Origin of the sequence: Pseudomonas sp. SG20052 (genome assembly GCF_031766055.1) — a bacterium.
Lineage (GTDB): Bacteria > Pseudomonadota > Gammaproteobacteria > Pseudomonadales > Pseudomonadaceae > Aquipseudomonas > Aquipseudomonas mandelii.
In genome coordinates, this window is record NZ_CP134498.1 from 730,029 (window position 1) to 744,404 (window position 14,376).

Annotated in this window: 11 protein-coding genes; 1 reads left to right on the top strand and 10 read right to left on the bottom strand. The window is 61.1% G+C overall.

Annotation, left to right across the window (positions count from 1 at the left end):
• Positions 1 to 58: 58 nt before the first annotated feature.
• Positions 59 to 5,344, top strand: coding sequence for an NEL-type E3 ubiquitin ligase domain-containing protein (locus tag RHP74_RS03280; RefSeq protein ID WP_311097789.1), 5,286 nt, complete (start codon positions 59 to 61; stop codon positions 5,342 to 5,344).
• 65 nt (positions 5,345 to 5,409) lie between these two features.
• Here RHP74_RS03280 and ureC read toward each other — a convergent pair whose 3' ends face one another.
• The 10 genes from ureC to urtB form a co-directional block, all read right to left on the bottom strand.
• On the bottom strand, positions 5,410 to 7,110 hold the full coding sequence (gene ureC, locus RHP74_RS03285) for an urease subunit alpha (protein WP_010464104.1): 1,701 nt from the start codon (positions 7,108 to 7,110) through the stop codon (positions 5,410 to 5,412).
• Positions 7,111 to 7,249: 139 nt separating this feature from the next.
• Positions 7,250 to 7,555 (bottom strand): urease subunit beta, encoded by a 306-nt coding sequence (locus RHP74_RS03290; protein ID WP_008146494.1) that lies wholly within the window; start codon positions 7,553 to 7,555, stop codon positions 7,250 to 7,252.
• On the bottom strand, positions 7,555 to 8,088 hold the full coding sequence (locus tag RHP74_RS03295) for a GNAT family N-acetyltransferase (RefSeq protein WP_010464097.1): 534 nt from the start codon (positions 8,086 to 8,088) through the stop codon (positions 7,555 to 7,557). The genes RHP74_RS03290 and RHP74_RS03295 overlap by 1 nt, the downstream gene beginning before the upstream one ends.
• A 6-nt stretch (positions 8,089 to 8,094) precedes the next feature.
• Positions 8,095 to 8,628 carry an N-acetyltransferase family protein gene (locus RHP74_RS03300; RefSeq protein WP_311097793.1) on the bottom strand — a complete coding sequence of 178 codons (534 nt, stop codon included), beginning with the start codon at positions 8,626 to 8,628 and terminating at the stop codon, positions 8,095 to 8,097.
• Positions 8,629 to 8,637: 9 nt separating this feature from the next.
• Positions 8,638 to 8,940: an urease subunit gamma gene (gene ureA / locus RHP74_RS03305; protein ID WP_007907366.1), complete on the bottom strand. Its 303-nt coding sequence runs from the start codon at positions 8,938 to 8,940 to the stop codon at positions 8,638 to 8,640.
• 158 nt (positions 8,941 to 9,098) lie between these two features.
• Positions 9,099 to 9,938 carry an urease accessory protein UreD gene (locus RHP74_RS03310; protein WP_154502845.1) on the bottom strand — a complete coding sequence of 280 codons (840 nt, stop codon included), beginning with the start codon at positions 9,936 to 9,938 and terminating at the stop codon, positions 9,099 to 9,101.
• A 30-nt stretch (positions 9,939 to 9,968) separates the two neighbouring features.
• On the bottom strand, positions 9,969 to 10,667 hold the full coding sequence (urtE, locus tag RHP74_RS03315) for an urea ABC transporter ATP-binding subunit UrtE (RefSeq protein ID WP_077748951.1): 699 nt from the start codon (positions 10,665 to 10,667) through the stop codon (positions 9,969 to 9,971).
• 106 nt (positions 10,668 to 10,773) lie between these two features.
• Complete coding sequence (gene urtD / locus RHP74_RS03320) at positions 10,774 to 11,643, bottom strand: urea ABC transporter ATP-binding protein UrtD (RefSeq protein ID WP_010464089.1); 870 nt, start codon at positions 11,641 to 11,643, stop codon at positions 10,774 to 10,776.
• A complete protein-coding gene (urtC, locus tag RHP74_RS03325) occupies positions 11,640 to 12,719 on the bottom strand; it encodes an urea ABC transporter permease subunit UrtC (RefSeq protein ID WP_010464088.1) in 1,080 nt (359 codons plus the stop codon). Before urtC ends, urtD begins: the two co-directional genes overlap by 4 nt.
• On the bottom strand, positions 12,719 to 14,221 hold the full coding sequence (gene urtB / locus RHP74_RS03330) for an urea ABC transporter permease subunit UrtB (protein ID WP_010463933.1): 1,503 nt from the start codon (positions 14,219 to 14,221) through the stop codon (positions 12,719 to 12,721). The genes urtC and urtB overlap by 1 nt, the downstream gene beginning before the upstream one ends.
• Positions 14,222 to 14,376 lie beyond the last annotated feature (155 nt).

Consider the following 14,376-nt stretch of genomic DNA (forward strand, 5'->3'; position numbering starts at 1 on the left):
TGTTTTCGTCGCCAGCCAATAATCTGGTGGTTCAATTCGTCGCATAAGGATTTGCGAAATGAGTGACCGTTCGGACAGCCCGGGTCGGCCAGCCATTGCCGGGCAGGCAAGAGAAGTGAATAACAATGTGTATCGTGATTATCTGCTGGGCAAACTGCCCGCGCCGGTCAAAGACGCGCCCGCCTCACGCCTGGTTGCCTTTGCCCATTCGAAACCGGAGTTTCCTGAGTGGTATTTGAATTCAAGCGCCATTGATCGCCAGTACCTCAAGGAGTTGATCGACGAGCGCTGGCGCCTTCAGGGGCCATTGGACGAGGCGCTGAAGAATGTACAGCAGGACATTCTTGCCTTCGCCGAGCCCTTGCTGGTCCAGGCATTGAAAGAGCATTTGAACCTGGAACTGGACGTCAACGCGACGCTGATTCGGCTGTACGTCCCCGCCAATCTGGCCATTGGCATCGATACCCATGCCAGTCGGCTCAGGCAATCATCATTGCTGGAAGCGGCCCTGCACAATTTCGAGGCCCCCGAAACGCAGGAGGGCGCGTTTCGCGATGGCTCGGGCATCTTCATCAGGGACGACGAAAACGAACTTCAGCGGCATACGCTGACGGTCGAAAGATTTGCCGCCCTGTGCCGCACGCTCGATATCGGTGCGCACTATCAGCGTCACATCAAGGCATTGCTGATGCCCGAAGAGGTGACGGCCAGAGCGACCGTCGTGCAGCAATGCACGGCCAGTGAAAAAGCCGCGTTTCACGAATCGGCACTGATCGCGTATCTGAAAAAAGACATCACGTCCTATGGCTACGGGAAACTCCGGCAGATTCGTGACAACGAACAAGGCATTTTGATGGGCCGTCGGCCCCTGCAATGCCACCGGCTGGCGATTATGGGGTTCAGGCTGTCCGGCATTGTGTTGTTCAGTGCAGTGGCGGACTCTTCAAAAATCAAACGGGTTTACGACGCGCTGATTCCACAGCATCAACGAACGATGCTGGAATGGTCGCGACGTCTGACACTGCTCCCGGGGCAGGAGTTTGATCAGTTCAAGTTGCTCCAGGCGTTTTTCGCCAATGGCCCCAGCGGTCTCGTTGAGGCCATGTTGCAACGGGACGATGCTTATCAACAAAGTCGTCTGGAGGGGACGCTGATTGCGTATATCCCCGATGATCCCGACCACCCCTTCAAGGAATACGAGTCCTTCACTGACTTCATGAAGGCGCTGACGAGCCAGTTGCGCTCGGCGGGTTATCAACAGTTTTTCAGCCGTTTTGTCGCGCAAAAAGACCAGGGCAAGTTTTTTGCCCGGGTTCGCGAGCGCCTCTCGACCTTCACCTGGAAACAGCGCGAGCCGCTGGACATGGGGCCGTGGTGGCGGGAGAGCGCCGTTGAAAATGCCAACGCAGAGCCTGTCACCCATATCATTTCGGGCGATCTCTGGGCGCAAACAAGTCTATGGCGCAGGGAGAAAGCGATTGCCGATGCGCGGCACATCGCTGTGCCGACCGGCGATGAAGACGCCACCACCCGTTGGAACCGGCTGATCAGCTATCTGAACATCGGCTGGAACGTGTTCAATTTCGGCGCCATGCTGGTGCCCGGCCTGGGCGAAGCGATGCTGGCCGCCATAGTCGGGCAGATGGTCCTGGAAACCCTCGAAGGCTTCGAAGACTGGAGCAAGGGGGACAAGGAAGACGCGGCGTCCCATCTCACCGGCGTCATGATCAATTTCGCGCAGTTGGCCATTATGGGCGCCGGGCATGTCTTGCCGGCCGGTGCGGCGGCGTCGGTCAAACCATCGGCGTTTATCAACCGGTTGAAAAAGGTTGATCTGGCCAACGGCCAGACGCGCCTCTGGAAGCCGGACCTTTCACCCTACGCCCATGACATGGTGTTGCCCGCCGAGGCGAAGCCAAGCGAGCAGGGTCTGTATCGGCACAGCGAAAAGGACTTCCTCAAGCATGAAAACCAACACTTCGAAGTGATCAACGATTCACGCACCGGCCAGCCACGCTTGCAACATCCGGCCCGGCCACAGGCTTATCAGCCGACACTGGAGCACAACGGTGGCGGCGCGTGGAAAACCGAACTCGACCGTCCCATCGAGTGGGACAAAACCACCCTCATGCGGCGCCTGGGCCCGACGCTCGAGGGCTTTTCTGATAACACCCTGGAGCATATTCGTCTCGTCAGCGGCATGGAGGAGGACGAATTGCGTCGCTTGCATGTGGTCAGCGAACCGCCGCCCGCGTTGCTGACCGACACGATCGAACGCTTCCAGGCCTGGGCCGAAGTGCAAAAACTGCCCGGGCAGATAAGGCTCAACGAGGTTCCGCAAGCATTCGTCGAGCAGGTGCCCAGCTTGCTGGTTGAATGGCCCGGATGGCCCGAGCAAAAAGGCATCGAGCTGTTTGACGGCCCTGGGCATAGCGGGCGCTCGATCAAATTCGGCAACGTCGATGCTCTGCCCGCTGACACGCTGAAGATAAGTCGTGCCGAGGTCCGTTCAGGGAAACTGCCGGAGCGTGCCGTGAAGTTTGCGAACGAGGCCGACATCCACGCGCTGCTCGGGCAGGGCATTTCAACGGACGAGCAAGTCCGCATCGATGCCTTGAAAAACCAACTGGCCGAGCGAGCAGACAGTCGCCGCGCAGCTCTGCTTGACGCGCTGAGTCGCCGTTTGCAGCAAACCGACAACCCGCAGGTGCAGGTGCTTCAGGATGCGTTCAATGGGCTCCCCGCTGCGGTAGCCCGGGAACTGCTCGCGGAGATCGAGCCGCAAGACCGGCTCGACATCACCGAGCCGTCGCGCATCCCCTTGCAACTCAGGGAGCGGGTAAGAGTGGCCTTGCGGGCCATACGAACCGCGCGCGCTTATGAAGGGCTCTTTCTCGACGCGGCGTTCGGTGTGGACACCGAGCGGCTGGCGTTGCACTCGATGCAGGCGCTACCCGGCTGGCCCGAAAACGTGCGGATCGAAATCCGTGAGTTTTCATTCGATGGCCCGTTGCGCGACAGCGTCGGCCCGACGGACGCCACCCACCGCAGAATCCTGGTCAGCGAGGACGGCCAATACCAGGCGCGCGATACCGATGATCTGCAATTGCACGGGGCCGATGATTTATACGCGTCGGTGTTGCATGCCTTGCCGGATGCCGAGCGAAACGCGCTGGGGTATCACGTCAACCAAGGTGCCACGCTCAAGTCCGCCATTCAAAAAACGCCATTGCCACGGGACAGGTTCAGCGCGCTTCTGGGCGATAACCCTGTACGCAAACCGGCGTATGACCCCGTCACGATGCGCCTGCGTGGCGGCATGCGCGGGGTGGCTCATGGGCTAAGTCGAATCAACGAACCCATGACGCCGCAAGAGCGGGTGCGTGTTGTCCGCCCCGGATGGACGGAGGCCGAAGCCTTGGCCTATCTGCAGATGAGTGGCAGCGAACTCAGTCTGGAGCAGAGGGCCAGCGCACTCGAAGCGGAGTTCGATCGGCTCAACGCCAATTTTCAACGCTGGTTGAAATCGCCGACCGAAGCGTACAGCTTCACGCCTGCCGGCGTCGCCGAATGGCAAGCCAGAAACGCTTTATACAAAGAGATCAGGGAATGCTGGCAGCACACCGGGTTGCGCCACGTGGATTCATTCGGTCATCTGCAGGGCGTTGTGCTCGACCTGGAAAACATCCCGCTGGGGCGTCATCTGCGCACCATGCCTGCCCTGGAAGGTAATTTCGATCACGTCACGCGCCTCAATCTGACCCTGTCCGAATTGACCGACGCACACAGTTCCTTTCTCGATCATTTTCCCCGCTTGCGTTCGCTCAACGTCAACGGCAATGCGTTCTCCGCTGTTCCCGGTGCCATCCGCCGCATGCGCGCGCTGACGGAACTCAACATGCGAGGCAACCGTATTGTCCTGGATGCACAAGGTGTCGCGGACCTGCGCAACCTGACACGACTGGAGGTCCTGGACCTGTTTGGCAATCCGTTGGGGCAAGTCCCGGATATTGGCGGCATGAGAAGGTTGCATACGCTGATCCTGGCGGACACCGGCGTGCACACCTGGCCGCAGGGGCTGTTCGCACAACCGCGGTTCCGGCATTTTTTTCTGGATTTGCAGCGCAACGAAATCACCCACATTCCGGCAGTGCCCCCTGGCTCCGCTCAGGCGGAATTGCTGGCGCGCACCTTGCTGAGCCGAGAGCCGCAGTGGTTGGCCGAGGCCAATCTGCAAACGCTCAGGGACTACATCGAGTCCATCGGCATGGACCCCGATCGACCTTATCCTCCCCGTGGTGTGCGTGACAGTCTCGACTGGGAGGAGGGCATGACACGGCCGGAATGGGTGGCGAAGCAAGCGGTCTGGAACAGTGTCGAGGATGAGCGCGGATCGGTCGGTTTTTTCAACGAAATCCGCAAACTCACCGAGTCGGGGCACTTCAAGCACGACCTCGGGTTTCGGGTCGATATGACCGCCAAGGTCTGGCGCATGCTCGAGGCGATGTCGAAAAATACCGAGCTTCGGCAAAAACTCTTCACCATGAGTACGGTGCCCACAACGTGCGTCGATGCGGGCGCGCAGCTGTTCAATGCCATGGGCCTGGAGGTGCTGATTCATGAAGCCTATGAGTTGGCCAATCCTTCGCTCGTGGAGGGTGAACTGGTCACGCTGGCGCGAGGCAAGTCACGTCTGGATGAACTGAGCAGGATTGCCCGCAAAACCATTTCCGAACGCGAGGCGATGGGCGAGGAGTTCAGGCGTGTCAATGCCATGGGGGAGGTGATGGGCACGATCGATGAGGTGGAAGTTCACCTGGCGTTCATGACCGATCTTGCCGAACGGCTGGACTTGCCCTGGCAGTCTCGAAACATGCAGTTCCGAGGGATCGCGGGTGTCACCTTGGCGATGACCGACAATGCTTACCTGCGTGTGCTCGACCTTGAGGAAGGTGAGCTGCTCGGTGATTTGCTTGTCGAGCAGCCGTTCTGGTCATCCTATGTCGAGGGTGTCAACCGACGGGCTTTCAAAGTGTTCAGGCGCCGGATCGATGCCACGACAGACTTCTATATGGCCTTGGACCAGCGTGCGAACGACACAACGCTGACCCTTGAGCAAAAGGCTCGGCTGAAGGAAGCGCTCAGGGTGCTCGGCGCGGAACTGAACAAGCCGGAAAGCGACTTTGCACCGGGACGCATCATGACCGATGCGCAATACGCTGCTGAGTTGAAGACGATCGATGAAGAGCAAAAGGCGTTGCTCAAAACCTTCACCCAACAGGCGATCGACCGGGCAAAACTGCAAAGGGTAGAACTGCCCTTTGTCGTGCAGCCGGACAGCTGATTGCACCTGTTTTTCCCGGGGGGCTGGTTCGCCAGGCCCCCGGGTTTGTCAGGCAGACAGAACGATCAGAACAGGAAATATCGCTGGGCCATCGGCAGCACGTCGGCGGGCTCGCACCACAGCAGGACACCGTCGGCCTTGACTTGATAGGTCTGCGGGTCGACATCGATGGTCGGCAGGTAGTCGTTGTGGATCAAGTCGGTTTTCTGCACCTCGCGGCACCCTTTGACCACTGCGATTTTCTTCTTCAAACCCAAGGCCTCGGGAAGGCCTGCTTCTTGGGCTGCCTGGCTGATGAAGGTCAGGCTGGTGGCGTGCAACGAGCCGCCGTAGCTGGCAAACATCGGACGGTAATGCACCGGTTGCGGCGTCGGAATGGAAGCATTGGCATCGCCCATCAAGCTGGCCGCAATGGCCCCGCCCTTGAGGATCAAGGTCGGCTTGACGCCAAAAAACGCCGGACGCCAGAGCACCAGATCCGCCCATTTACCCACTTCCACCGAGCCCACCTCATGGCTGATGCCATGGGTGATCGCCGGGTTGATCGTGTACTTGGCGATGTAGCGTTTGGCGCGGAAGTTGTCGTTGCCTTCGCCATCCCCGGGAAGCGGGCCGCGCTGCTTTTTCATCTTGTCGGCGGTCTGCCAGGTGCGCGTGATGACTTCACCGACGCGGCCCATGGCCTGGCTGTCGGAGCTGATCATCGAGAACGCGCCGAGGTCATGCAGGATGTCTTCGGCCGCGATGGTTTCGCGGCGGATGCGGCTTTCGGCGAAGGCCACGTCTTCGGCAATGCTCGGGTCCAGGTGGTGGCAGACCATCAGCATGTCGAGGTGTTCGTCAATGGTGTTGCGGGTGAACGGCCGGGTCGGGTTGGTCGAGCTCGGCAGCACGTTGGCAAAGCCGCAGGCCTTGATGATGTCCGGGGCATGACCGCCCCCCGCGCCTTCGGTGTGATAGGTGTGGATGGTGCGACCCTTGAAGGCGGCGAGGGTGGTTTCGACAAAGCCCGACTCGTTGAGGGTGTCGGTGTGGATCGCCACCTGCACATCGTACTGGTCGGCGACGTTCAGGCAGTTGTCGATGCTCGCCGGGGTGGTGCCCCAGTCTTCGTGCAGCTTGAGGCCGATGGCGCCGGCCTTGACCTGCTCGATCAACGGCTCCGGCAGGCTTGCGTTGCCCTTGCCGGTAAAGCCAATGTTCATCGGGAATGCATCGGCAGCCTGGAGCATACGCGCCAGGTGCCACGGCCCGGACGTGCAGGTGGTGGCGTTGGTGCCGGTGGCCGGGCCGGTGCCGCCGCCGATCATGGTGGTGACGCCGCTCATCAATGCTTCTTCGATCTGTTGCGGGCAGATGAAATGGATGTGTGTGTCGATGCCGCCAGCGGTGAGGATCATGCCTTCACCGGCAATGACTTCGGTGCTGGCGCCGACCGCGATGGTCACGTCCGGCTGGATGTCCGGGTTGCCGGCCTTGCCGATGGCGGCGATGCGGCCGTCTTTGAGGCCGACGTCGGCTTTGACGATGCCCCAGTGGTCGATGATCAGCGCGTTGGTGATCAAGGTGTCGACCACTTCGGCGGCCAGTAATTGACTCTGCCCCTGGCCATCACGGATGACTTTGCCGCCACCGAATTTCACTTCTTCGCCGTAGGTGGTGAAGTCTTTTTCCACTTCGATCCACAGCTCGGTATCGGCCAGACGGACCTTGTCACCGACGGTGGGGCCGAACATGTCGGCGTAGGCCTGACGGGAAATCTTCATTCGTTCGCCTTGAGATTCAATTGAATTTGAAATCGTTCGCTGCGCTCACTCTCGCGAGCAGGCTCGCTCCCACAGGGGAGTGCGATCAACTGTGGGAGCGAGCCTGCTCGCGATGGGGTCGGTGCAGACACCGCATTCCTTAGAGGTCACCCATGATCCTGCCGGCAAACCCGAACACCCGACGATGCCCGGCCAGGTCCACCAACTCGACCTCGCGACTCTGTCCCGGCTCGAAGCGCACGGCGGTGCCGGCGGGGATGTTCAGGCGCATGCCGCGACTGGCGGCGCGGTCGAAGGTCAAGGCGTCGTTGGTTTCGAAGAAGTGGTAGTGCGAGCCGACCTGGATCGGCCGGTCGCCACTGTTGGCCACTTTCAGGCTGACAGTGCGACGGCCAACGTTGAGTTCGATGTCGCCGGGCTGGATCTGGTATTCACCGGGAATCATCAGTGGGCTCCCTGAAGAATCTTGTAGTAGAGGGCGGTCGGTTTGTACTGGCCGCTCGGGTCGCAGGCGTAATCAGGGATTTGACCTGCCTTGGTGTAACCCAGGGCCTTGTAGAAGTCTTCGGCGGGGGAGCCGGCTTCGGTGTCGAGGTAAAGCATGCCGCGTTTGTGCTGGAGCGCGGCCTGTTCCAGCGCGCTCATCAATTGTTGGCCCAGACCACGGCGGCGCGCATGTTCGCGCACCAGCAGTTTCTGCACTTCGGCACGGTTAAGGCCGTTGGCTTTCTGGCACAGGGTCAGTTGCACGCTGGCCTGCACTTGCTCGTCCTTGACCACCACCCACAGCAGTACGTTGCCCTTGTTCAGGTTGTCCTGAACCTCATCGAAATAGGCGCGGGCCTGAGTGGCGTCCAGATTGGCCATGAACCCGACACTGGCGCCATAGCCGACGGCGTCGAGCAGCAAATCAATCAAACCCTGACGATAGTGCGCAAAGCTTTCAACATTGACGCGGCGCAGTTGGGCAGCGTTCATCGGCAATTACTCCTTGTTGGCGGGCGGCGGCTCCGCGCCAGGATTGAGGGTCAGTTGCATGAAGGTCAGGTCCAGCCAGCGGCCGAACTTGGTGCCCACCTGCGGCATTTGCCCGGTGGTCACGAAACCGGCCCGTTCATGCAAACGGATGGAAGCGGCGTTGCCGCTTTCGATGGCAGCGACCATGACATGTTTGTCGCAGTCTTTGGCGCGCTCGATCAGCACCGTCATCAATTGCGGGCCGAGACCGTTGCCACGCTGGTCGCTACGCACGTAGACCGAGTGCTCGACGGTGTGGCGAAAACCGTCGAACGGCCGCCAGTCACCAAATGAAGCGTAGCCCAGCACACTGTTATCGCCGTCGACGATCACCAGGATCGGATAACCCTGGGCTTGCCGGGCGCTGAACCATGCCTGACGGTTGCCCAGGTCCACGGCCTGTTCGTTCCAGATCGCCGTGGTGTGGAGCACGGCGTCGTTGTAGATGTCGCGGATCGCCGGCAGATCGGCGTGCAGCGCGTCGCGGATGTGATAGGTCATGACGCGTCCTCAGGCGATGGGTTGGTGAACGGTGACCAGTTTGGTGCCGTCGGGGAACGTCGCTTCGACCTGGATCTCCGGGATCATTTCCGGGATGCCTTCCATCACTTGTTCGCGGCTGAGCAGGGTGGTGCCGAAGTGCATCAGTTCGGCCACGGTCTGGCCGTCACGCGCGCCTTCGAGCAGCGCAGCGGAGATGTAGGCCATGGCTTCCGGGTAATTGAGTTTCACGCCGCGCGCCAAACGCCGCTCGGCCACGAGGCCTGCGGTGAAGATCAGCAGCTTGTCTTTTTCGCGTGGGGTCAGGTCCATCGTTTGGAATCCATCAGGGCAGTTAAAAAGGTCATTGGAACTGTGAATACAAACCTTGTGGGAGCGAGCCTGCTCGCGAAGGCGGCGGGCCAATCAGCATCTATGTTGAATGACACCGCGCCTTCGTGAGCAGGCTCGCTCCCACATTGGAAAGTGTTTCAGGTGCTCCATATTCTGGGTGGGACCGCTTCCCTGCCGAGCAACGCAGGTCTCAGCAACCGCCACAAATCAATCATCCAGCCCCGCGCCAACAGCGCCTCACTGGCCAGACACCGAGCCACCAGAAGCCCCGGCAATTGCGTCAGATCCCCGCGCACTTCATTGGGCAGCGAGCGACAGGTTTCCAGCAGTTCGCTATCGATCTCACCCGTGACCAGCAACGTCGCAAACACCGGCTGCCCATCCAGGCCAATCGGCGAGTCGAGCAGCCCGTCATCCCCGACAATGCGCTGGCGTTCGTGCCAGAGCAACTGGCCGTCGCGGCGGATGTCCAGTTGCGCCTGAAAATACCCGAGGTCGAAGCGCTCGCCACTGGCCGGGCGACCCAGCGCCACGACGTCCCAGTAAAACAGCCGGGCGTCGCCCTCCAGATCAATCGAGGTGCCGAGTTCGGCCTGGGCGTCGCTGAAGATAATCGTCTCTTGCGGCAGCCATTCCAGTGTCGCACCACACGCCACTTTCAACGTCAGCTGCTGATAGGCGGGCCCCGCCGCGCGATACCATTTGGCAGCGCCCGGGCTGGTGATTTGCGCCCAGGCATCCGGGCCGACGCTGGCCGAGATGTCCAGTCGATCACCGCCTGCGATGCCGCCCGGCGGATGAACGATGATGTGCTGGCACACTTGCGGCCCTTCGGCATACAGGTGCTTCTGCACCCGCAGCGGACCTTTATGCCGGCGCTGGACCGGGCGCGTGCTGTCGCCGAACCGGGCGTAGCCCAATTCCAGCTCGGCATGCCAGCTCGGGGTAAACAGGGCAGTGGGGAGAGGTAAGTTCATGTCTTCTAGTTATCGTCAGGACGCTTCAGATTAGATCGTAACCAGACCGCGTACACCCTCGGCTTCCATATTTTCGCCGCGACCTTGCTGCACGATCTCGCCGCGGGACATCACCAGGTACTGGTCGGCCAGTTCGGCGGCGAAATCGTAGAACTGCTCGACCAGCAGAATCGCCATGTCGCCCCGGGCCGCGAGCTTCTTGATCACCACGCCGATCTCCTTGATCACCGACGGCTGGATGCCTTCGGTGGGCTCATCGAGAATCAACAGCCGTGGACGGCTGGCCAGTGCGCGACCAATCGCCAATTGCTGCTGTTGGCCGCCGGACAAGTCACCGCCACGCCGTTGCTTCATTTGCAGCAATACCGGGAACAGCTCGTAGATGAAGGCCGGCACTTCCTTGGCCTCAGAACCAGGAAATCGCGAAAGGCCCATCAGCAGGTTTTCTTCCACGGTCAGGCGGCCGAAAATTTCGCGGCCCTGAGGCACATAGGCGATCCCGGCATGCACCCGCTGGTGCGGCTTGAACGTGGTGATCGGTTTGCCTTCCCAGTTCACCGCGCCTTCCTTGGCCGGCAGCAAACCCATCAGGCATTTGAGCAGGGTGGTCTTGCCCACGCCGTTGCGCCCCAGCAGGCACGTCACTTCACCGACCTTCACGTCAAACGTCAGGCCCCGCAGGATGTGGCTACCACCGTAATACTGGTGCAGTTTGTCGACTTGCAGCATCTTCAAATTCCCCTCAAATCCCCTGTAGGAGCGAGGCTTGCCCGCGAAGGGGGCCTCGAGGCCGCCAAAAGCTTCGCGGGCAAGCCTCGCTCCTACGGGAGCAAAATCATCTTCCGAGATAAACCTCGATTACACGCTCGTTTTCCTGCACCTGTTCCAGCGACCCTTCGGCCAGCACGCTGCCCTGGTGCAACACGGTGACGTGGTCGGCAATCGAGCCGACAAAACCCATGTCGTGCTCCACCACCATCAGCGAATGCTTGCCGGCCAGGCTTTTGAACAGTTCGGCGGTGAACTCGGTCTCGGCATCGGTCATGCCCGCCACCGGCTCGTCGAGCAGCAGCAGTTGCGGGTCTTGCATGAGCAGCATGCCGATCTCCAGAAACTGCTTCTGGCCGTGGGACAACAGACCCGCCGGGCGATTGACCGAGGCCGTCAGGCGAATGGTTTCCAGCACCTCGCTGATGCGATCTTTCTGTTCGCCACTGAGGCGAGCCCGCAGGCTGGCCCACACCGACTTGTCGGTTTTCTGCGCCAGCTCCAGGTTCTCGAACACGCTCAAGGCTTCGAACACCGTCGGCTTCTGGAACTTGCGGCCGATGCCGGCCTGGGCAATCTGCACTTCGCTCATCGACGTCAGGTCCAGGGTTTCACCGAACCAGGCTTTGCCGTGACTGGGGCGAGTCTTGCCGGTGATAACGTCCATCAGCGTGGTCTTGCCCGCGCCGTTGGGGCCGATGATGCAGCGCAATTCGCCGACGCCGATGTACAGGTTCAGAGCGTTGAGCGCCTTGAAACCATCGAAGCTGACGCTGATGTCTTCCAGGGTCAGGATCGTGCCGTGGCGTGTGTCCAGGCCAGGGCCGACACGTTGCCCGAGGCCGATGGCATCGCGGCTGCTGCCGGCGTCCTTGTTGGGCTCCACAGGAAAAAATGCCGGTTCGAGCATGAATTCAGCCGTCGCAGTGACTCTCATTGCTCACCTCTCTTTTTCAGCAGACCGATCACGCCTTTGGGCAGGTACAAGGTCACGACGATGAACAGCGCGCCGAGGAAGAACAGCCAGTATTCGGGGAATGCCACGGTGAACCAGCTCTTCATGCCGTTGACCACGCCAGCGCCGAGCAGCGGACCGATCAGCGTGCCGCGACCACCGAGGGCCACCCATACGGCTGCTTCAATGGAGTTGGTCGGCGACATTTCACTCGGGTTGATGATTCCGACTTGCGGCACGTACAGTGCGCCAGCCAGACCACACAGCACCGCACTCAAGACCCAGACAAACAGCTTGAAACCCCGCGGGTCGTAGCCGCAGAACATCAGGCGGTTTTCCGCATCGCGCAACGCGGTCAGCACCCGGCCGAACTTGCTCTGCGCCAGGCGCCAGCCGATAAACAGACTCGCCACCAGCAACACCACCGTGGCGAAAAACAGCACCGCGCGCGTGCCCGGCTCGGTAATGCCAAAGCCGAGAATGGTGCGGAAGTTGGTGAAGCCGTTGTTGCCACCAAACCCGGTTTCGTTGCGGAAAAACAGCAGCATCCCGGCGAAGGTCAGGGCCTGGGTCATGATCGAGAAATACACGCCCTTGATCCGCGAACGGAAGGCGAAAAACCCGAACACCAACGCCAGCAACCCCGGCGCCAACACCACCAGGCACATCGACCAGAGAAAGCTGCTGGTGCCGGTCCAGTACCACGGCAGTTCGGTCCACGACAGGAAGGTCATGAACGCCGGCAAGCCATCGCCTGAGGCCTGGCGCATCAAGTACATGCCCATCGCATAACCGCCGAGGGCGAAGAACAGGCCGTGGCCGAGGGACAACAGCCCCGCGTAACCCCAGACCAGATCGAGGGCGAGGGCGACGATGGCGTAGCAAAGGATTTTTCCCACCAGCGTCAGGGTGTAGGCCGAGACGTGGAACACACTGTCCGGCGACAACAGTGAGAGCAGCGGCAACGCCAGCAGCAGAACCAGAATCACCGCGCCAACAGCGATGGTGACTTTGGGACCGGCCTTTTGGCTGGCCGTGAGCATCAGGGGCTGGTTCATCAGTCGATCACCCGTCCTTTCAGTGCGAAGAGGCCTTGCGGACGCTTCTGGATGAACAGAATGATCAGCGCGAGGATCAGGATCTTGCCGAGCACGGCGCCGATCTGCGGTTCGAGAATCTTGTTGGCGATGCCCAGGCCGAAGGCGGCCAGGACACTACCGGCCAACTGACCGACACCGCCGAGCACCACCACCAGGAACGAGTCGATGATGTAGCTCTGGCCAAGGTCCGGGCCGACGTTGCCGATCTGGCTGAGCGCGACGCCGCCGAGCCCGGCAATGCCGGAGCCGAGGCCGAACGCGAGCATGTCCACGCGCCCGGTCGGCACGCCGCAGCACGCGGCCATGTTGCGGTTCTGGGTGACGGCGCGCACGTTCAAACCCAGGCGCGTCTTGTTCAGGAGCAGCCAGGTCAGCACGACCACGAACAAGGCGAAGGCGATGATCACGATGCGGTTGTACGGCAGCACGAGGTTGGGCAGCACTTGAATCCCGCCCGAGAGCCAGGCCGGGTTGGCCACTTCGACGTTCTGCGCGCCGAACACCAAACGCACCAGCTGAATCAGCATGAGGCTGATGCCCCAGGTCGCGAGCAGGGTTTCCAGCGGGCGGCCGTAGAGGTGACGAATCACCGTGCGTTCCAGCGCCATGCCGATTGCGGCAGTGACGAAGAACGCCACCGGCAACGCGATCAGCGGGTAGAACTCGATGGCTTGCGGGGCAAAGCGCTGGAACATCAGCTGCACCACGTAGGTCGAGTACGCGCCGAGCATCAGCATTTCGCCGTGGGCCATGTTGATCACGCCGAGCAGACCGAAGGTGATCGCCAGTCCCAGGGCGGCGAGCAGCAGGATCGAGCCCAGGGACATGCCGCTGAACGCTTGCCCGAGGATTTCGCCGATCAGCAGTTTACGTTTGACCTGGGCCAGGCTGGTTTCGGCAGCGGTGCGCACGTTGGCGTCTGTTTCAATGCCCGGCTCCAGCAGGCTTTCGAGGCGGGTGCGGGCCAGCGGATCGCCGGTTTCGCCGAGCAGGCGCACCGCCGCGAGGCGCACGGCCGGGTCGGTGTCGACCAGTTGCAGGTTGGCCAGCGCCAGGCTCAGGGCTGCGTGGACGGTTTCATCTTTTTCGCCGGCCAGTTGTTGGTCGAGGAATTTCAGCTGGGCCGGTTTGGCACTTTTCTGCAATTGCTGCGCGGCGGCCAGACGGATTTTGGCGTCGGCGGCGAGCAATTGGTGGCTGGCCAGCGCGGTGTCGATCAGCCCCCGCAGACGATTGTTCAGGCGCAGGGTTTTGGCTTGGCCGTCGACGGTCAACTCGCCTTGTTGCAGGGCGTTGATCAGTTCGATGCGGGCAGGATCGGGCTGCGCAGCCCAGGACTCCAGAAGCTTGGCTTGCTGCACGGGATTGGCGGCGACGAAGTCTTCGGCGTCGCCGGAATGCGCGGCCATCGGCAGTAAGAGCGCGAGTGCAAAGATCAAGCGGTAAAGGGCGGTGGGCATATGTAAGGCCTTGCGCGGGCTAAATGTAGGAGTGAGCCTGCTCGCGATAGCGGTCTATCAATCAACAGGTCTGTTGTCTGTCCCACCGCTATCGCGAGCAGGCTCACTCCTACAGGGATTTGTGTCGGTCCTGAATGAAGTGCTCAGGCCGACAT